The sequence below is a fragment of the Aurantiacibacter odishensis genome, from assembly GCF_003605195.1.
Classification (GTDB): domain Bacteria; phylum Pseudomonadota; class Alphaproteobacteria; order Sphingomonadales; family Sphingomonadaceae; genus Alteraurantiacibacter; species Alteraurantiacibacter odishensis.
Genome location: NZ_QYOS01000017.1, coordinates 1 through 18,038 on the forward strand (window position 1 = coordinate 1; position 18,038 = coordinate 18,038).

18 protein-coding genes and 1 tRNA gene are annotated in these 18,038 nt (G+C 62.8%); 11 read left to right on the plus strand and 8 right to left on the minus strand.

The features are described from left to right. Together D4Q51_RS00810 and D4Q51_RS00815 are read left to right on the plus strand one after the other, a co-directional pair. A partial coding sequence (locus D4Q51_RS00810; protein ID WP_120075613.1) for an ATP-binding protein occupies positions 1–1,875 on the plus strand: 1,875 nt, incomplete at its 5' end. A 184-nt stretch (positions 1,876–2,059) separates the two neighbouring features. After that, entirely contained in the window at positions 2,060–2,794 is a 735-nt protein-coding gene (locus D4Q51_RS00815) for a carbonic anhydrase (RefSeq protein ID WP_162925079.1), read from the plus strand. Between the two features lie 70 nt (positions 2,795–2,864). Here D4Q51_RS00815 and D4Q51_RS00820 read toward each other — a convergent pair. Continuing rightward, positions 2,865–2,941, minus strand: a tRNA-Pro gene (locus D4Q51_RS00820). A gap of 176 nt (positions 2,942–3,117) precedes the next feature. On the opposite strand from D4Q51_RS00820, the gene yajC reads away from it, so the two are divergent. The 3 genes from yajC to secF are packed head-to-tail and all read left to right on the plus strand — an operon-like array spanning position 3,118 to position 6,051. Further along, positions 3,118–3,438 (plus strand): preprotein translocase subunit YajC, encoded by a 321-nt coding sequence (gene yajC, locus D4Q51_RS00825; RefSeq protein WP_120075617.1) that lies wholly within the window; start codon positions 3,118–3,120, stop codon positions 3,436–3,438. A gap of 19 nt (positions 3,439–3,457) precedes the next feature. Then, entirely contained in the window at positions 3,458–5,056 is a 1,599-nt protein-coding gene (gene secD, locus D4Q51_RS00830) for a protein translocase subunit SecD (protein WP_120075619.1), read from the plus strand. A gap of 17 nt (positions 5,057–5,073) precedes the next feature. Then, positions 5,074–6,051 carry a protein translocase subunit SecF gene (secF, locus tag D4Q51_RS00835; RefSeq protein WP_120075622.1) on the plus strand — a complete coding sequence of 326 codons (978 nt, stop codon included), beginning with the start codon at positions 5,074–5,076 and terminating at the stop codon, positions 6,049–6,051. Here secF and D4Q51_RS00840 read toward each other — a convergent pair. Then, on the minus strand, positions 6,048–7,226 hold the full coding sequence (locus D4Q51_RS00840) for a glycosyltransferase (protein ID WP_120075624.1): 1,179 nt from the start codon (positions 7,224–7,226) through the stop codon (positions 6,048–6,050). The two genes, secF and D4Q51_RS00840, sit on opposite strands and share 4 nt — an antisense overlap. Positions 7,227–7,242: 16 nt before the next feature. Next, positions 7,243–7,815: a helix-turn-helix domain-containing protein gene (locus D4Q51_RS00845; RefSeq protein ID WP_120075626.1), complete on the minus strand. Its 573-nt coding sequence runs from the start codon at positions 7,813–7,815 to the stop codon at positions 7,243–7,245. Between the two features lie 100 nt (positions 7,816–7,915). Between D4Q51_RS00845 and D4Q51_RS00850 the strand changes: the two genes are divergently transcribed. Beyond that, on the plus strand, positions 7,916–8,392 hold the full coding sequence (locus D4Q51_RS00850; protein WP_120075628.1) for a DUF6456 domain-containing protein: 477 nt from the start codon (positions 7,916–7,918) through the stop codon (positions 8,390–8,392). On the opposite strand, the gene D4Q51_RS00855 is transcribed toward D4Q51_RS00850, so the two are convergent. Continuing rightward, complete coding sequence (locus D4Q51_RS00855) at positions 8,389–9,615, minus strand: hypothetical protein (RefSeq protein ID WP_120075630.1); 1,227 nt, start codon at positions 9,613–9,615, stop codon at positions 8,389–8,391. The genes D4Q51_RS00850 and D4Q51_RS00855 overlap by 4 nt on opposite strands. A 122-nt stretch (positions 9,616–9,737) precedes the next feature. Next, positions 9,738–11,552, minus strand: a complete 1,815-nt coding sequence (locus tag D4Q51_RS00860) for an ABC-F family ATP-binding cassette domain-containing protein (protein WP_120075632.1) — start codon at positions 11,550–11,552, stop codon at positions 9,738–9,740. A gap of 124 nt (positions 11,553–11,676) precedes the next feature. Here D4Q51_RS00860 and D4Q51_RS00865 point away from each other — a divergent pair, with 124 nt between their 5' ends. From D4Q51_RS00865 to D4Q51_RS00880, 4 genes are all read left to right on the plus strand, one after another. Next, positions 11,677–12,384 (plus strand): SIMPL domain-containing protein, encoded by a 708-nt coding sequence (locus D4Q51_RS00865; RefSeq protein WP_120075635.1) that lies wholly within the window; start codon positions 11,677–11,679, stop codon positions 12,382–12,384. Between the two features lie 84 nt (positions 12,385–12,468). Then, the gene (locus tag D4Q51_RS00870; protein WP_120075841.1) at positions 12,469–12,777 is read left to right on the plus strand and encodes a hypothetical protein; all 309 of its coding nucleotides are present in this window, start codon (positions 12,469–12,471) and stop codon (positions 12,775–12,777) included. Positions 12,778–12,878: 101 nt separating this feature from the next. Then, positions 12,879–13,556: a response regulator transcription factor gene (locus D4Q51_RS00875; protein WP_120075637.1), complete on the plus strand. Its 678-nt coding sequence runs from the start codon at positions 12,879–12,881 to the stop codon at positions 13,554–13,556. Positions 13,557–13,650: 94 nt separating this feature from the next. After that, positions 13,651–14,967 carry a sensor histidine kinase gene (locus D4Q51_RS00880; protein WP_120075639.1) on the plus strand — a complete coding sequence of 439 codons (1,317 nt, stop codon included), beginning with the start codon at positions 13,651–13,653 and terminating at the stop codon, positions 14,965–14,967. Positions 14,968–14,988: 21 nt separating this feature from the next. Here D4Q51_RS00880 and D4Q51_RS00885 read toward each other — a convergent pair whose 3' ends face one another. The 3 genes from D4Q51_RS00885 to D4Q51_RS00895 form a co-directional block, all read right to left on the minus strand. After that, complete coding sequence (locus D4Q51_RS00885; protein WP_120075641.1) at positions 14,989–15,357, minus strand: response regulator; 369 nt, start codon at positions 15,355–15,357, stop codon at positions 14,989–14,991. A gap of 31 nt (positions 15,358–15,388) precedes the next feature. Then, a complete protein-coding gene (locus tag D4Q51_RS00890; RefSeq protein ID WP_120075643.1) occupies positions 15,389–16,489 on the minus strand; it encodes a PAS domain-containing protein in 1,101 nt (366 codons plus the stop codon). A gap of 76 nt (positions 16,490–16,565) precedes the next feature. Continuing rightward, complete coding sequence (locus D4Q51_RS00895) at positions 16,566–16,871, minus strand: chorismate mutase (protein WP_120075844.1); 306 nt, start codon at positions 16,869–16,871, stop codon at positions 16,566–16,568. A 103-nt stretch (positions 16,872–16,974) separates the two neighbouring features. On the opposite strand from D4Q51_RS00895, the gene D4Q51_RS00900 reads away from it, so the two are divergent. Further along, the gene (locus D4Q51_RS00900) at positions 16,975–17,997 is read left to right on the plus strand and encodes a polyprenyl synthetase family protein (protein WP_120075846.1); all 1,023 of its coding nucleotides are present in this window, start codon (positions 16,975–16,977) and stop codon (positions 17,995–17,997) included. Positions 17,998–18,038: the final 41 nt, after the last annotated feature.

Here is an 18,038-nt window from a genome sequence, read left to right on the forward strand (position 1 = left end):
GACGAGGCCGTCCACATCGGGCCGCCACCTGCCAATGAGAGCTACCTGCTCGCCGACAAGATCATCGCCGCCTGCAAGCAGACCGGGGTCGAGGCGGTGCATCCGGGCTATGGCTTCCTCTCCGAACGCGCCAGTTTCGTCGAGGCGCTGGAGGCGGAGAACATCGCCTTCATTGGCCCGCCAGCCAGCGCGATTGCCGCGATGGGCGACAAGATCGAGTCCAAGAAGCTGGCCAAGCAGGCGGGCGTCAACACCGTGCCCGGCTCCGAAGATGCCATCGATACGACGCAAGAGGCGCTGAAAGTCTCCAACGAAATCGGCTATCCGGTGATGATGAAGGCCAGCGCAGGCGGCGGCGGCAAGGGCATGCGGCTTGCATGGAACGACAAGGACGTGGAGGAAGGGTTCGAGGCGACCAAGCGCGAGGGCCTCAACTCCTTCGGTGACGACCGCGTGTTCATCGAGAAGTTCATCGAGGACCCGCGCCATATCGAGATACAGGTGCTGGGCGACAAGCACGGCACGGTGCTGTATCTGAATGAGCGCGAGTGCTCTATCCAGCGTCGCCATCAGAAGGTGGTGGAAGAAGCGCCGTCGCCCTTCGTCACGCCCGAAATGCGCCGCAAGATGGGCGAGCAGGCCGTCGCTCTCAGCAAGGCCGTGGGCTATCACTCGGCAGGGACGGTGGAACTGATCGTGTCGGGCGCGGACCCGACGGGGGAGAGCTTCTACTTCCTCGAAATGAATACCCGACTTCAAGTGGAGCATCCCGTCACCGAAGCCATCACCGGTATTGATCTGGTGGAATACATGATCCGCGTGGCGGCGGACGAAAAGCTGCCGATGAGCCAGGACGATATCGGCATCGACGGCTGGGCGATCGAAAACCGCATCTATGCCGAAGACCCCTATCGCGGCTTCTTGCCCAGCACCGGGCGACTGGTGCGCTATGCCACCCCGGTCGAGCCGTGGGCGGGCGACCTTCGCGGTGTGGACGGTGTGCGGTTCGATTCAGGTGTGCAGGAAGGCGGCGAGGTGTCGATCTTCTACGATCCGATGATCGCCAAGCTGGTGACATGGGGCAGGACGCGCGACGAGGCGGCAGACCTTCAGATTGCGGCGCTGGACGCGGTGGAACTGGAAGGGCTTGGCCACAACGTCGACTTCCTCTCCGCGCTGATGCAGCACCCGCGGTTCCGCAGCGGCGAACTCACTACCGGCTTCATCGCCGAGGAATATCCCGAAGGCTTCGAAGGGGCGGCGACCAGCGAAGATCGCCTGCGCCGCATCGCTGCCATCGGGGCTGGTATCGAGTTTACGCACCAGGCGCGCCAGCGGCAGATCAGCGGCCAATTGAACGGCCCGCAGCCTGTCACACCCGCATGGATCGTGCGTGTCGACGGTGTCGATCATTCGGTCACGCTGGGCGAGGGACACGCCATTGTCGACGGGCACACGGTGGAAGGACATTGCGACTGGATGCCCGGCCAGCGCGCCGCCACTGCCACGCAGCCCGATGGCCCGACGCTGGGCCTCAGTATCAAGCGCCAGAGGCCGAACTGGGCAATCAACACGCATGGCCGCACCTATACCGTGCGCGCGCTCCCCGCGCGTCTGGCAAGCCACGCCGGGCACATGATCGAGAAGCAGCCGCCCGACACCTCGAAAATGCTGCTGTGCCCGATGCCGGGCCTGCTGGTGAAGCTGCACGTGGGCGAGGGGGAGCAGGTGGAAGCCGGACAGCCGCTTGCCACGGTGGAAGCCATGAAAATGGAAAACATCCTGCGCGCCGAAAAGAGCGGCACTGTCGCCAGCATCAACGCCGAAGAAGGCGAGACCCTGGTGGTCGATGCGGTGATCCTCGAGCTGGAGTAGACGGGCCTTTGTCATGTATTGAACATGGAAGGCATTCGCTCTAGCAAGGCTTCTGCGGATACCGGGCCCCTCTGGCGGGCGGCGCAAGCCACCCGTGATGTCGGACCGCATCGGACAACCGATGCCGTTCGACGGAGCCAATCTCCTCCAATCGCATCGGTTGATGAGAAGAGGAGTGTATTCAATGACCACACGCAGAAATTTCATCGGCGGCTTGGGAGCCGTGGGTGCCGCCACGGTTCTGAGCGGCAATACGGCCATGGCGCAGGACAGCGCCGGCGGCATGATCCCGGCGCCGCTGGCCACGGATCTGACGCCGCAGCAGGCGCTCGATTTGCTTCGGGAAGGCAACGCGGCGTTCCTGCGCGGAGAGCAGACACGGGTGCTTACCAGCGCGCAGCGCCGGTTGGACCTTGCGCGCGGGCAGTCGCCCTTTGCGGCTTATGTCACTTGTTCGGACAGCCGCGTTCCGCCTGAATTGCTATTTGGTCGGGGATTGGGCGAGCTGTTCATCATCCGCAACGCCGGGAACACCGTCGATACCGTGGCCCTGGGCTCCATCGAATATGCTGTGGCCCAGTTGAAAACCCCGCTGGTAGTCGTGATGGGGCACGAGAGTTGCGGCGCGGTGGACGCGGCCACCAAGGTGGTGACCGAAAACGCGACTTTTCCTGGCTCCATCGGGCCTATGGTCGAGCCGATCATTCCCGCAGTGCTGAGCGTTCGCGACGAACCCGGCGACCTGCTCGACAATTCGGTGCGCGCCAATGTGCGCCGCGTGGTCAACCAACTGCGCAGCCAGACCGATCCGATCATGCTCGATCCGCAGCGCTCCGGCGATCTCTGGGTGGTGGGCGCATATTACCACCTCGATACAGGCGCGGTGGATTTCTTCGATCTGCCGGAAGGCGCGGCGTAAGCCTGCCAGGCGCTAGAAAACCAAAGGCCGGCAGAGTCGTTGACGACGCTGCCGGCCTTTTGTCGTCCACTGGTCGGGAAGACAGGATTCGAACCTGCGACCCCCACACCCCCAGTGTGATGCGCTACCAGGCTGCGCTACTTCCCGAGACCAGTGGAGAGCGGCCCTATAGTTGGGCATTTGCGGTATGGCAACCACCTCGATTGCCACAATTTGCCAATGCTGCTAGGCGCGCCGCCAATGTGTCGGAGAGGGGCGCACCTTGAACCTCGCTGCGGCCTCCCCACTCTAGTAATTCCAACGTTCGGGATGGACCTCGATTGATGCTTGATATTCTTTCCGCCGCTGCTGCTGGCGATGCCCCTCCGGGATGGCTGCAGTTCCTGCCCATCGTCGGCATGATCCTGATCTTCTGGTTCCTGCTTTTCCGTCCGCAGATGAAGCGTGCGAAAGAACACCAGCAGAAAGTGGCTGGACTGAAGAAGAACGACCAGGTGGTGACTGCAGGCGGCATCGTGGGCAAGATCACCAAGGTGGACGAGACCTACGCCGAAGTGGAAATCGCCCAGGGTACGCGAATCAGGGTGGTGAAGAGCACCATCGGCGACATTATCCAGCCGGGCGGCAAGCCCGCGAACGACTAACCTTTTCCGGCGGATAACCATGCTCGATTTTCCCATCTGGAAGCGCCTTTCGTTCTGGGCCATCACGCTGGTGCTGGCCCTGCTTGCGTTCCCATCGATTGCGATGCTTTCCGGCTCCGATGTGCCCGAAGCTTTCGAGGGCTACGAAGTCAATCTCGGCCTCGACCTTGCCGGCGGCAGTCACATCCTGCTGGAAGGGGAGACGGAAGCCGTCCAGCGTGAACGCCTGGAAACGATGGAAGAATCGGTCCGCGATGCTCTTGGCGATGCGGAGCCTCCCATTCGAATCGGCGATGTTTCCACGGCTAACGGTCGCCTGTCCTTCATGCTGGCCAATCCGGCCGACGTCGATCGGGCTCGCGAACTCCTTACCCCGCTGATGAACGGGCAAGGGCTGGTGCGCGAATGGGACCTCTCGGTGCTGGACGGCAACCGCATGGTATTGACGCCGACAGAGGAAGGGCTGGAAACCGCTGTCGACGACGCGATGGAAGCGACCGTCGACGTTATTCGCCGCCGCATCGACGAACTAGGCACGCGTGAGCCCACCATCCTGCGCCAGGGGGACGATCGTATCGTCGTCCAGGTGCCGGGTCTGGAAGATCCGGAGCAGCTTAAGAACCTGCTGGGTGAGACAGCGCAGCTCGAATTCAAGCTGGTCGATGCCAATGCGCTGCCAAGCGACGTGGCTCAGGGCATCGCCAATCCGGGCAGCGAGATCGTGCCCTATTCGGAAGACAGCGACTTTGCCGGGCAATTCGAAGCGGTTCGCCGCCTCGGCGGCATTCGCGGTGACAGTCTGACGGGCGCGCAGCAGAGTTTCGATGCGCAGACCAACGAGCCGGTCGTGACCATTCAGTTCGATCAGGAGGGCGGTCAGCGCTTTGCCGTGCTCTCGACCGAGAACGTAGGTCGCCGCTTTGCCATCATCCTCGACGGCGCGGTGATCTCGGCCCCGAACTTCAACGAACCAATCCTTTCGGGCAGCGCCCAGATTTCCGGTGGTTTCACCACGGAAACTGCCAACAATCTCGCGATCCAGTTGCGTTCGGGCGCCCTGCAGGTGCCGCTCACGATCATCGAGGAACGCACCGTCGGACCTGACTTGGGTCGCGATTCCATCGTGGCGGGCGCGATTGCCATGGGCATCGGCTCGCTGCTGGTTATCGGACTGATGATCGCCTCGTACGGCCGTTTCGGCGTCTATGCCACGATCGCACTGGGTCTCAACGTGCTGATGGTGCTGGGCATCATGGCGTTCATGAACACCACGCTGACCCTGCCCGGTATTGCCGGATTCGTGCTGACGGTGGGCGCGGCGGTGGACGCCAACGTGCTGATCAACGAGCGTATCCGCGAGGAGAGGAGGCGAGGGCGGCGTGTGGTTGCCGCGGTGGAAAACGGCTACAAGGAAGCCAGCCGCGCCATTTACGATGCCAACGTCACCAACTTCATCGCCGGTGTGCTGCTGTTCCTGTTCGGCTCCGGCCCGGTGCGCGGTTTTGCCGTGGTGCTGATCATCGGCCTGTTCACCAGCGTCTTCACCGCAGTTACGCTTACCCGCATGTGGGTGGCTGGCTGGCTGCGGGGCAAACGTCCCAGCGACATCAACATTTGAGGGGCGGGGATTAGATCATGAAACTGCTCAAGCTCGTACCCGAGAACACCAACATCCAATTCCTGAAATGGCGGGTGCCGTTCTATGTCGTCAGCCTGCTGCTGATCGCGGCAAGCTGGGGCCTGGTGATGACCAAGGGGCTCAACTACGGCGTCGATTTCGCCGGCGGCCAGGAAATTACCGGCACTTTCCAGGAAGAAGCCGAAGCTCCCATCGGTGAGCTGCGCGATACCGTGGGCACGCTGGGGCTGGGCGACCCTGTCATCCAGCGCTTCGGTGAGGCAAATCAGGTTTCGATCCGCGTGCGCCTTCCTGAAAGTGCCGAGGGCGATCCGGCTGCGGCCAATCGTATTTCAGGCCAGATCATCGACACGGTAACTGCGGAGCACCCCGATTTCCGTGTCGATTCGAACAACACCGTGTCGGGCAAGGTCTCTGGCGAATTCCGAGAAACGGCGCTCTATGCCCTGCTGTTCGCGATGCTGGCGATTGCAGCCTACATCTGGATTCGTTTCGAGTGGCAGTTCGGCGTCGGCGCCCTTTTCGCACTGTTCCATGACGTGTCACTGACGCTGGGCATGTTCGCGCTGTTCCAGCTTGAATTCAGCTTGCAGATCATCGCTGCCATCCTGGCGATCATTGGTTATTCGCTGAACGACACCATCGTGGTCTACGATCGCATCCGCGAGAACCTGAAGAAGTATCGCAAGATGCAACTTCCAGAATTGTTGGACCTGTCGGTGAACGAGACGCTGGCGCGTACGGTGATGACCTCGCTCACCCTGCTGATCGCGCTTCTGCCGCTGCTGTTCTTCGGGCCTGCCAGCCTGTTCGGCATGGTCGCCGCGATCGTGCTGGGCGTGTTCGTAGGCACCTATTCGTCTGTATACATGGCCGCGCCTATCCTGGTGTGGCTGGGCGTGACGAGCGACAGCTTCGTGCCCGAAGAGACGGTTGCGGAGCAACAGGAGAAGAAGGCGCGCGGGGAAATCTAGGCGATGATCCCCGCGTAGTATTCTGCCAGTGCCGCAGCATTCGCGTCCCAACTGAACTGCGCGACCATGTTCGTCACGTCTTGCTGCGCATAATCGGCGGCCAGAACTTCACGTACGCCTTCGGCCACGGCTTGGGGATTTCGCGCCACGATCCGGCCTGCCACCGGCGCTGTCACCAGTTCGCGGGCACCGCCTGCCTCGGTGACAACCAGCGGGGTCCCGCAGGCCAGTGCCTCGACCCACGCATTCGCCAACCCCTCGCTGGCGGAGGGTAAGACCATCGCGTCGGCGGCTGACAGCACCACCGGCAGGCTACCGTGATCGAGGCTGCCGAGGAAATGCACGCGGTTCGGAACACCCAGTTCGATGGCCAGCTGCCGCAGCGCCCCCTCGTCGCCGCCCGTGCCGACGAGTACCAGCTGCGTATCGGGCAGCCGCGCAAGCGCCCGGATGACGAAGTGCTGGCCCTTTCGGGGAATGAGCGCGCCTACGGTTGCCAGAAGTCGCTCACCGTCTTCCAGCCTGACGTTGAAATCCGCGGCCATCTTGCGCCGACTCTGCGTGCGATCCAGCGGCCGGAACAGCTCTCGATCCAAGCCGGTGTAATGTACGGTGATCTTGTCCTTGGGTAGGCCCAGTGCTGTCATGTCATGTTTCAGCGCTCTGCTTACGGCCAATAGGCCTGCCGCTTGCCTGCTGGCTTCCAGCATCTGTTCCAGCGCATATCCCTTGTGGCCCCAGTGCGAGATATCCGCCCCGCGCGCCTTGATGCTGAGCGGCAGGTCCAGCGCCTTCGCAATGGCAGCCGCCGCGGGGCCGTCGGGATAGAAGAATTGCGCATCGATCAGATCGAAAGGCGCTTCGGCACGGAGCCGCTGGGCAATGGGCCACACGGCCTTGGCGATCATGCGCGGATTGAAAGGTCCGCCCACCGCGGGGATCAGCGTGAAGCGCGGACGGCGCACATCGACGCCGCCTTCCTCACCGGATATCGCAGCAGCGGCGAGCGCCCTGTAGCGCCCCATGGGCACGGGTGGCACGCCGATTGGGTTGATGACCGTCACTTCCCAGTCGCCGCGCGCAGCGAGCGCTTCCATCTGCCGCGCGACGAACGTGCCAAAGCGTGGTATGTGGCTGTTGGGGTAAAGCGTGGCGATCGAGAGGACGCGGGGCATCGTGCGCGCAGGCCTCTTACAGTTTCCTCACCAGCATCTCGGCAACGGCTAGCCATGCCGGGCTGTCGATCACGATCTGCCGCTGGCCGATGCCGGGGGGCAGCAGGCCAACCAGCGATCCTTGGCGGTCGATCAGCCGACCGAAGGCAAAGCGACCGCCAGAGCGCGGGGCCAGCACGTCGCGGTTGATGAGGTTCGCGGTTTCATCGGGTGACACCTGCCGCATCCACAACTGGTCTCCGCTGCGGTATTCGCCCTGGCTGGTCTCGATGGAGAGACAGACGAGCGATCCGCCATCGACAAGTTCGGTCGGCAGAATGGCATCGCGCGGTGTCGAAAGGCTTTCCGCCCCGGCTTCGGTGAGACGGGCAATCACCTGTGTCTGCTCCTGCGCTTCGCCCTTAACCAGAGTTTGCGGATCGACGCCCAAAGCCTCACCGATGCGGTTCATCCAGGTGAGCGAGAGGTTGCGCATACCAGTTTCGAGCCGCCCGATAGTCTGCGCCGTGGTCGCCGGATTACACGCAGCGGCCACTTCGGCCAGCGTCATGCCCTTCTGCTTGCGAATGTCACGGATGCGGTTGATCATACTCTGGGACCCCGAATAACCATATTGGTTGCAAGTTTCTCTTTCCTACACCCGATTCGCTTTTGCAAGGGGTGTTCGGCTCGAATGGAAGGGAATCTGCATGAACAATCGCAAGCTCGTGGAACGCGAACTGACATCCGAAGGCCCGCGCCGCCGTGCGGGGGTGGGGCGAAAGCGCCGCAGTGTGACCGTGAACGTTGCCGAAAGTCCGCTCAGTTGGCTGCATGCACGCGGCCACCTCGATGACCGTTTATACGATGCAAGTGAGCGGCTGCGCGCCGATTACGAGCGGGCTCAACTAGGCGCGAACGTCACCATGCGCTGGGATCCGGTGCGAATAAAAGGTACCGGTGAGCAAGGGCTGACACAAACCGAGCGCCAGATTGCGGCGCGCAGCCGATTCGACGCCGCGCTGCAACAGGCGGGGCGCGGGCTGGAAGATATCCTCTGGCGGGTAGTTTGTGCGGGTGAAACGCTGCCGGTGGCAGAGAAGGCGCTCGCTTGGCCGGCGCGCAGCGGCAAGCTTGTTCTGAAACTGGCGCTCGACCGCGTGGCGGACTTCTACCGGATCACCTAGCCGAACAGGCCGCGCAGCCAGTGGGCGAAGCGTGCGAAGATCGAACGTCGATCCCTGCTTTCTTCCTGAGCGGCTGCATCGGCGCGTTCCTGCAGCAGCTTGGCCCGCAGCGAATTGCTTTCGCCATCGGCCAGAGCCTGGAGGGTTCGGCCGCGCGGGTTGTGGGCATACATGAAGGCATAGCCGTCGACTGGTTCGTCTTCGATATCGGTGTAGCTGCCGTCCTGTTCGCCCGTCTCGTCATGCGCGTACGTCGCGCTCGTGTCTTCTATTTCGGGCTCCAGGCCAAGAGGGGCATCCTCTTCCCAATCGTCGTCGACTTCGTACTCGAGCGGCGATGGAGCCTGTGGTGTCTCGCCGCGAACCTGTGCGGGGAAAGGTTGCGGCTCTTCCCGGCGAACGTCTTTGGCTTCGAAGCGGAGCGGAATGGTGGGGAAATCGAGGAAAGGCTCCTCGCCAAAGGCGCTCGCCGGTTTTGACGTTTGCGCAAGTGAGCCGAGCATGGGTTCGGGCTCCGCAGACGAGTGCGCAGCCAGCTCAGGTTCCACCGCCTGAGGCTCGATTATCTCGGGCTCCGGGTCAGGCAACGGATTGACGGGGAAGGCACCGTATCGCGCGATCGGCCCAGTGTTCTGCGGCTCGACAGGTTCCGGTTCGTAAGAAATCGCTATGCTGGCCTCGGGCAAATCGGCTTCGTCCAGAGGCTCTTGCGATGCCGCGCGCGCATCCAGCGCGGCACGCTCGGCTTCTTCCTCGGCGGCGATTTCCTCTTCGGAGCGCAGCGGCAGACTCGGGAAGATGCGATGATCGACATCGAGGTTTTCCAGCTGCCGGGCAATGAAATCGTCCTCGGACGCCTGCATCTCAGGGTCGAGTTCCTGATCCTCCCGCTCGCGTGCGGCCGTTATGCGCAGCACTTCTTCGGCGCTGGGGATGGCGTCGTTGTCGTCGCCCGCTTCGGCATCGTCGCTTTCGCCCATATCCTCGGGCGCGGCTTCCTCGTCGTCGATCGGGGCGAGGCCGAGCACCGCCTTGGGACGTTCAGGACGTTCCACCTGTTCGCCCAGCATCTCCGCGCTGGCTTCCTGGAACATCATGTGGGCCTTTTCCAGTTCCTCGGGATCGAGGACCAGGACGGGCTTTTTCTTGAATTTGCGGGGGCCGCCAAGGTTGGCGAGGCTGCCGAAGGCAGGGCCATCGTCACCCGCGCCTGGCGCAGGCATTACCGGTTGATCGGCACGCAAAGCGGAGCTTATCGCATTCCCCATGAAAATCGTTTTGCGCCGGTTTGGTGCAAACGCCGTAAGCAAGCGTGGTTAACGCGGATTTACCTTCGCAGACGGCATCAATCCTCGACCAGAGAGGCAAGGTCGAGCCAGCGCTCCTCGGCCTCGTCCTTTTCCGTGCGCGCCATTTCCAGCGACTTCGAGATACGCGCGAACTTGTCCGGGTCGCGGGCGTAGAGATCGGGATCGGCAAGCGCTGCTTCGCCCTTCGCGATCAGCGCTTCCAGTTCCTCGATGCGCGCCGGCAACTGCTCGTAATCGCGCTGGTCCTTGTAGCTCAGCTTGGCAGGGTCTTTTGGCGGCGGTGGAGGGGGCGGCGAGGGGGCAGCGTTGCTGTCGCTTGCCTTGCCGTCCTTCTTGCCCGGACGTTCCTTGCGCTTGGCCTGCCAGTCCTCGTAGCCGCCTGCGACGATATCCACCGTGCCGCTGCCGTCGAGGCCAAGCGTCACCGTGACCGTGCGATCGAGGAAGTCACGGTCGTGGCTGACGATCAGCACCGTGCCTTCGTAGTCGGCAATAACCTCCTGCAGCAGGTCGAGCGTTTCGAGGTCAAGGTCGTTCGTCGGCTCGTCCAGCACGAGGAGATTTGACGTGCGGGAGAATTCGCGGGCCAGGAGCAGGCGGGAGCGTTCTCCGCCCGAGAATGTGCCAATCTTCGCATCCACAAGCGAGGGATCGAAGAGGAAATCCTTGAGATAGGCCTGCACGTGCTTGCGATGCCCGCGCACGTCCAGCCAGTCGCCGCCCTCGGCCAGCACCTGCCGCACGGTCATGTCCGGCTTCAGCAGGGCGCGCTGTTGGTCGATCATGACGCCGGACAGGGTCTTGGCATGTGTCACGGTGCCGGTGTCAGGCGCGATTTCCCTCGTCAGCATCTTGAGCAGCGTGGTCTTGCCAGCACCATTCGCACCCACGATGCCGATACGGTCGCCGCGCTGGATGCGCAGGGAAAACGGCTTAATGATCTCGCGCCCGTCGTAAGACTTGGAAATGTCTTCCGCCACGATGACGGACTTCGACTTGAAGTCGTCGTCGCTCGCCAGCTTCAGCTTGGCCGTGCCGCCGGGCGTTATCATGGCGGCGCGAGCGGCCCGCATTTCCCAGAGCTTTTCGAGGCGACCCATGTTGCGCTTGCGCCGTGCGGTCACGCCGCGTTCAAGCCAGTGGGCCTCGATCTTCAGCTTCGCGTCCAGTTTTTCCGCCGCGCGGGCTTCCTCGGCATAGACCTGCTCCTCCCACGCCTCGTAACCGCCAAATCCCACGTCCTTGCGGCGCAGGTTGCCCCGATCCAGCCAGAGCGTGGAGCGTGTGAGGCGTTTCAGGAACGTGCGGTCGTGGCTGATGACGATGAAGGCACCCTTGTATCGCGTCAGCCAGGCTTCCAGCCAGTCGATTGCGGCAAGGTCGAGGTGGTTGGTCGGCTCGTCCAGCAATAACAGGTCAGGTTGCAGGGCGAGGGCGCGGGCGATGGCCGCGCGGCGACGCTCGCCGCCGCTGGCACCCGCGGCGCCCGTCGTCATGTCGATACCGAGCTGGCCCGCGATCGACTCGACCTCATGCTCTGCCGGAGGACGGTCACCCGAAAGCGCGAAATCCATCAGCGTCTCGAACCCGGAGAAATCGGGCTCCTGCTCCAGCCAGACGATATTCGTGTGCGGCTTCACTTTGCGCAGGCCGCGGTCGGCCTCGATCTCGCCGGTGATTAGCTTGAGCAGCGTTGTCTTGCCCACGCCATTGCGGCCGATCAGCGCGAAGCGATCTCGCGGGCCGATATGAAGGTCCATGCCGGGGCCTTCAGCGGGGTCGCCGAACAGCCAGCGTCCGCCTTGTTGCAGGCCCAGTCCTTCCCAGCTCAAGATCGGTGGTTCTGCCATGGTGGACGCGCAGGTAGGGGCGATGTGGGCGACTGGCAAGCTGAAGGAAGGGGAACGGCCCCGTTCAGCCCGGCGTTATGCTGTCTGACGCAGATAACACGCCTGTTTCATTAGGAGCTTTTCGATGATCCGTCCCATTCTTCCCATTGCTGCCGTCGCCGCCCTGGCCAGTCCCGCCGCCGCCGAAGTGGCCATCGAATCGAGCGGCCCAGTCATCCAGCTTTCCGTCAGCGAGAGCGTGGCGGTCGATCCCGACATCGCCAACCTTAGTGCGGGCGTGACGACGGTCGCGCCGACGGCTGTCGAGGCGATGCGCCAGAACGCGCGGCAGATGAATGCGGTGGTCGACCGGATCGAGGCGCTGGGTATCGACGAGGACGATATCCAGACAAGCGGCGTCAATCTGAACGCGGAATACGATTACAACCAGCAAACGCGCGAGCAGGAGTTTCGCGGCTACCGGGTGATGAACCGGGTGAACATCGTTTTGCGCGACATCCAGCGTACGGGCGAGGTGCTGGATGCCCTCGTGGCGGCAGGCGCGACCGACCTTGGCGGTATCGGCTGGGCAGTGGACGATCCCGCTCCTGCCGTCGAACAGGCGCGACAGGCAGCTTTCGCGACGGCGCGCCAGCGGGCGCAGAACTACGCACGGCTTTCCGGATTTTCCGACATCCGCCTGCTCGAGATAAGCGAGAGCGTCACCAGTCGCCCGATGCCGATGATGCGCCAGATGGCGACGGCCGACGTTGCCGAGCAATCCACTCCCGTGCGACCCGGCCAGATCGATGCCGGCATCACGGTAAACTTCAGCTTTGAGATGGTGCAGTAACGCGAAAGCAACACCTTGCTGAACGCGGGGCCCTGGCAACATTCACACCTTGTTCAATGCCCCGCGTTTATGCACATTCGCACCATGAAGACGATATCCGCCTTTATTGCCGCAGCAGCGCTGGCCGCCTCCATTGGCGCGGTGCCCGTACAGGCTCAGCAGGGCCGCGGGGACCAGCAGAGCGCGCGTGCGGAAATGCAGGCGGGCCGCATCCTGCCCATACGCGATATCGAGCGTCGCATCATACCCCGCATGGAGCAGGGCGACGAGTACATCGGCTTCGAATACGACCCGACGGCGCAGGCCTATCGCCTGAAGTTCATTCGCAACGGACGGATGATCTGGGTCGATGTCGACGCGCAGACCGCGCGTATCCTGCGCGTATCGCGCTGAACCTCTCCACAATTTGGCTCGCGGGAAACCAGCCCCTTGCTTGACGCGTTCATGACAAGCGCCCACTTATCGGGCGTTATTGCACGGGAGAAGACAGCCAGATGCGCATCCTGATCGTCGAGGACGAGCCGACACTCGGCCAGCAGCTTAAATCGACGCTGGAACAGAACGGTTATGCGGTGGATCTTTCCACCGATGGCGAGGACGGCCACTTTCTCGGCAGCACCGAGGATTACGATGCCGCCGTGCTCGATCTCGGCCTGCCGGAGATCGACGGGCTGACCGTGCTCGGCATGTGGCGCAAGGAAGGCCGCAATTTCCCCGTGCTGGTGTTGACCGCGCGTGACAGCTGGTCAGACAAGGTCGCCGGTCTGGATGCCGGGGCTGATGATTACCTCGCCAAGCCGTTCCAGACCGAGGAACTGATCGCTCGTCTGCGCGCGCTGATCCGCCGTGCATCGGGCAATGCCTCGTCCGAACTGACCGCTGGCGATGTGCGCCTCGATACCCGTTCCGGCCGCGTCACCCTGGCGGGCGAGCCGGTGAAGCTGACGGCGCAGGAATACAAACTGCTGAGCTACCTCATGCACCACAAGGGCAAGGTGGTCAGCCGCACCGAATTGATCGAGCATATCTACGACCAGGATTTTGACCGGGATTCCAACACGATCGAAGTCTTCGTCACCCGCATCCGCAAGAAGCTCGGCGCAGACGTAATCACGACAATCCGTGGCCTCGGTTACAGCCTCGACGACCCCGACGATCCCGCCCGAGAGTAGCACCTCGCCAGCGGCTGACCCGGCGACGCAGAAGAAGAGTGGCAACACCGCCGCTCCCCTAGCGCCGCGCCATACAGGCAGCCTTGCGCGGCGCATGATGCTGATCGCGGCGGGCTGGATTTTCGCCCTGCTATTGCTTGGTGGGCTCGCGCTGGACAGGGCGCTCACCAACCTTGTCTCGAGCCAGTTCGACGATCAGCTTTCCATCGCCCTCAACGCGATGGCGCTCTCGGCAGAGCTGGACCCGTTCGGGGAAGTGCGCTTCAACCGCATACTTGGCGACCAGCGCTTTCTGGAGCCGAATTCCGGCTATTACTGGCAGATCAACGGGGAGGGGGTGGAGCCGCTGCCGTCTCGCTCCCTGTGGGACGAGCGGCTGGATATCCGCGAGGATGCGCAGGCTCTGGAAACCATCTTCTATGATTCACAGCAGCCCGAACTCGGCTCCCTGCGGCTTGCGCAGCGCACGGTGATCTTGCCAGACAGCGACGTGGAATGGCAGTTCGTCGTTGCGGGAAGCCGCGAGGAACTGGATGCGCAGATCGCCGACATTCGCTCCATCGTGGCCTGGTCTTTTGCCGTGCTGGGCATTGGCCTGTTCCTGATGGCCATGGCGCAGATCTGGTACGGCCTTGGGCCGCTGCGCCGCGTGCGCAAGGCGATTGCGCGTATTCGCTCTTCGGGCAGCAATCGAGTGACTGACCCGCTGCCGCTGGAAGTGCAACCGATGGTGGACGAATTGAACGCGCTGCTGGAACACTCCGAACTCCAGGCGGAGGAAGCCCGGCGACACGCGGGCAATCTCGCTCATGCGCTGAAAACACCGCTCACCGTCGTCACCAATGCCGCGAGCGCCGATGCGCCCGATCTGGGCGAAACCGTGCTGCGGGAGGCGGCCACGATGCGCCGTCAGGTAGATCACCACCTCGCCCGCGCCCGCGCAGTTGGCAGGCGGGCCGTAGGCCTCAGCCGCGCAAACGTCATGGACAGCGCCGTCGCGGTGGAACGCGCGGTTGCTCGCCTCTATCCGGATGTGCGCTTCGATATCGACGGCAACGGCGCGGCTCACGTGGCGGTAGAGAAGCAGGACCTTGAGGAGTTGCTCGGCAACCTGATCGAGAACGCGGCGAAATACGGCGGAGGTAGTGTCTTTGTCACCGTCGACGCCGAACCGGAAGCGGAACAGTGCGCCGTGCTGATCGAGGACGACGGCATGGGCATTCCGGAAGAAAAACGCATCGAGATTTTCGGGCGCGGGGCGCGGCTCGATACGGAGAAGCCCGGCACTGGCCTGGGTCTCGCAATCGTGCGCGACGTGGCCGAAATCTATGGCGGCAGCGTCCAGCTTGGCGAGAGCGAAGACCTGGGCGGCCTACTCATTGCCCTCAGGCTGCCGCGCAACAGCGAATAGCTTCGCCGATGGTATAAGGCGTTACGCCGAGGTGGTTTCCTTCAGAATGCCGAGTGCGGTTTCGATAACCACGTCGCTGTCTGCCGGCTTCGGCAAGTGCTTCGCGCCGAGGTTGCGCACGGTTTCGTCGGCGCGATTCAGATCGCCGGAATGCAGGAGATAGGGAATACCGCGTTGATCGAGTTCCTCAGCAACGGGGACACAATTCTCGCGACCCTTCAGCGTCACATCGAGCACCGCGACATCGATGTCGGCCTCCTTCAGATGCTTCATCGCGGCATCGACGCCAGACGCGCAGTAGGCGCGGCAGCCCTTGTCCTCTGCGGCGAACTCAAGATCCATAAGGATTAGCGGTTCGTCCTCCAGCAAGAGGATTGAGTGTTCCGGCATATTATTGTTTTCCTTGTAAATTATGCTGCGACTACTTGGCGGCGAACCGGATCGTCACTTCAAGCCCGTCAGGTCTCCATTCGCGCGTAATGGTGCCTTCGGCGTGCTTGATCAGCCTGTCGATGATGGCATTGCCGGAGCCCGAGTCCGCCGACGGGTGCGAGGCATCGGGACCGCCGCTTTCGGACCAGGTCACGACGAGGTCACGATCGTCGGGCCCTTCAGCCTGCCAGGCAACCTTCACGATGCCGTCATCGGTCGACCATGCACCGTGCTTCTCCGCATTGGCGGCCAGTTCGTGCAGGGTGACGCCGACGCCGGAAACGACGTTGAAAGGCACCTTCAGGCCATTGCCCTGAAGTTGCAGGCGGCCCGTTCCCAGGTCGTATGGCTCGAGGATGGCGCGAATGGCATTGCCGATCTCGATATCGCCCGAAGAAGCCTCGTCCAGCGTGGTTTCGTAGGCACGGCCCAGCGCCTGCACCCGGTGGTTGATCTCGCGCGCCTCGTCCTCGACGCCGCGCATCCTGCCGGTGATATTCACGATGCCGGAAATGACAGCGAACATGTTCTTCATCCGGTGCGAGAGTTCGCGCGCCATTTCCTTGGCATACAGCTCTTCCGCGCGGGCAGCGCGCACGTCGGACACGTCCCACTGGCTGCCGAAGAAATAAATGAGTTCGCCCCTCTGGTTGTAGATTGGCCCGATGTGCAGCGCGTTCCAGAACGTCTCGCCATTCTTGCGATAGTTCAACAGCTCGACGACGGTAACGTCCTCGGTTTCCAGCGCCCGCCGAATCTTAGCAACCTCGTTGGGATCGGTGTCCGGCCCTTGCAGGAAGCGACAATTGCGCCCGACGATCTCGTCCTGATCGTAGCCAGTCAGTTCGCGAAATGCGCGGTTGGCGAAGACGATGGGCATATCCGGCGCATGCGGATCGGACAGGCAGATTGCCATGCGCGTCTGCGCCATCGCCTGCTCGAAAAGCACGCCCGATGCACCGACGAATTCGTTGTCGGGATTGGCCTTGCGAAACTCGTCGGGACTCCGGTCGTAATCAGGCCGGGTATCGTATGCCTGCGACGAACCCGACGACGGCTTCTCGATCTTAGGTGTAACTGGCTTGTCCATTGGACAACTCAACTCTCAAGGTCAGTATCCGGTTCCGGCACAATCTTTCAGTGCCTTAACCTGTCACAACGAGGGCTTACCCGCCGCGGGCAATCTCGTGGTGGCGGATCACCTCGTCGATCACGAAGCGGATGAATTTCTCGCTGAATTCAGGGTCCAGATCGGCCTCCACGGCCAATTTGCGCAAGCGTTCGATCTGGCGCGCTTCCCGGTTGGGATCGGCGGGCGGAAGCTGCGTTTTCGCCTTGTACTCGCCCACGGCCTGCGTGATCCGAAACCGTTCGGCCAGCATGTGGATCAGCGCGGCATCGATATTGTCGATGCTTTTGCGAAAACCGGTCAGGGTCGGGTCGGGAGCATGGTCGCTTGGGCTATCGGTCATGGCAGTCGAGGGTTCGGGCTGGGGCGATTGACGGGACATGACTACCCCTTGCGGGAGAAATGCGCGCTTGCCAACACCCCTGTGCATCCCCATGGAGGGCCGCATGAGCGACAACGTCGTACCGATCAAGCGCGGCCCGGATGCAGCACCTCCCACGCTGACGCCGATTCTGTCGCTGACAGCCACTCCCATGAATGCGGTCAACGCCATCATCCTCGACCGGATGCAGAGCGAAATCCCGCTAATCCCTGCACTTGCCGGTCATCTGATCGCCGGCGGCGGCAAGCGGATGCGACCGATGCTGACGCTGGCCGGTGCCGAAGTGGTCGGATACCAGGGCACTCGCCATCACAAGCTAGCCGCTGCTGTCGAGTTCATTCACACCGCCACGCTGCTGCACGACGATGTCGTGGACGGCAGCGAGATGCGCCGTGGCAAGGAAGCTGCCAACATCGTCTACGGCAATCCCGCCACGGTGCTGGTGGGCGATTTCCTGTTCAGCCGCGCGTTCGAACTGATGGTGGAAGACGGTAGCCTGAAGGTGCTGAAAATCCTCTCCGGCGCCAGCGCCATCATCGCGCAGGGCGAGGTCGACCAGCTTACTGCCCAGCGCAAGATCGAGACGAGCGAGGATCGCTATCTCGATATCATCGGCGCCAAGACGGCCGCGCTGTTCGCTGCTGCCAGCCGCATTGCCGCCGTCGTGGCGGAGTGCGGCGAGGAAGAGGAACTGGCACTGGATGCATATGGCCGAAATCTCGGCATCGCTTTCCAGCTGGTCGACGATGCCATCGATTACGATTCCGACGCAGCCGAAATGGGCAAGGACCGGGGGGACGACTTCCGCGAAGGTAAGATGACCCTGCCGGTGATCCTCGCCTACGCGCGCGGCAATGCCGAGGAGCGCCGCTTCTGGCAGGACGCCATCGCCGGGTTCAGCACAGAGGACGAAGACCTCGCGCAAGCAGTGGAGCTCATCCGCAAGCACGACTGCGTCACCGAAACGCGCGAGCGCGCCCGGCACTATGCTCAGCGTGCCTGCAATGCGCTGTCGATCTTCCCCGATTCCGCTGCCCGCCGCGCCATGGTGGAAGCAGCCCAGTTCGCGGTGGCCCGCGGTTACTAAATTCGGGACACGCTTCGCCCCGTTCGCCGGAGCGGAGCGTT

Coding starts and splice junctions, on each gene's coding strand:
- D4Q51_RS00895 (WP_120075844.1), bottom strand. CDS start 16,871: ATGACCGATAGCCCAAGCGACCATGCTCCCGACCCGACCCTGACCGGT.
- D4Q51_RS00900 (WP_120075846.1), top strand. CDS start 16,975: ATGAGCGACAACGTCGTACCGATCAAGCGCGGCCCGGATGCAGCACCT.
- D4Q51_RS00850 (WP_120075628.1), top strand. CDS start 7,916: ATGAACAATCGCAAGCTCGTGGAACGCGAACTGACATCCGAAGGCCCG.
- D4Q51_RS00890 (WP_120075643.1), bottom strand. CDS start 16,489: ATGGACAAGCCAGTTACACCTAAGATCGAGAAGCCGTCGTCGGGTTCG.
- D4Q51_RS00870 (WP_120075841.1), top strand. CDS start 12,469: ATGAAGACGATATCCGCCTTTATTGCCGCAGCAGCGCTGGCCGCCTCC.
- D4Q51_RS00885 (WP_120075641.1), bottom strand. CDS start 15,357: ATGCCGGAACACTCAATCCTCTTGCTGGAGGACGAACCGCTAATCCTT.
- D4Q51_RS00845 (WP_120075626.1), bottom strand. CDS start 7,815: ATGATCAACCGCATCCGTGACATTCGCAAGCAGAAGGGCATGACGCTG.
- D4Q51_RS00815 (WP_162925079.1), top strand. CDS start 2,060: ATGACCACACGCAGAAATTTCATCGGCGGCTTGGGAGCCGTGGGTGCC.
- secF (WP_120075622.1), top strand. CDS start 5,074: ATGAAACTGCTCAAGCTCGTACCCGAGAACACCAACATCCAATTCCTG.
- D4Q51_RS00860 (WP_120075632.1), bottom strand. CDS start 11,552: ATGGCAGAACCACCGATCTTGAGCTGGGAAGGACTGGGCCTGCAACAA.
- secD (WP_120075619.1), top strand. CDS start 3,458: ATGCTCGATTTTCCCATCTGGAAGCGCCTTTCGTTCTGGGCCATCACG.
- yajC (WP_120075617.1), top strand. CDS start 3,118: ATGCTTGATATTCTTTCCGCCGCTGCTGCTGGCGATGCCCCTCCGGGA.
- D4Q51_RS00865 (WP_120075635.1), top strand. CDS start 11,677: ATGATCCGTCCCATTCTTCCCATTGCTGCCGTCGCCGCCCTGGCCAGT.
- D4Q51_RS00855 (WP_120075630.1), bottom strand. CDS start 9,615: ATGCCTGCGCCAGGCGCGGGTGACGATGGCCCTGCCTTCGGCAGCCTC.
- D4Q51_RS00880 (WP_120075639.1), top strand. CDS start 13,651: ATGATGCTGATCGCGGCGGGCTGGATTTTCGCCCTGCTATTGCTTGGT.
- D4Q51_RS00840 (WP_120075624.1), bottom strand. CDS start 7,226: ATGCCCCGCGTCCTCTCGATCGCCACGCTTTACCCCAACAGCCACATA.
- D4Q51_RS00875 (WP_120075637.1), top strand. CDS start 12,879: ATGCGCATCCTGATCGTCGAGGACGAGCCGACACTCGGCCAGCAGCTT.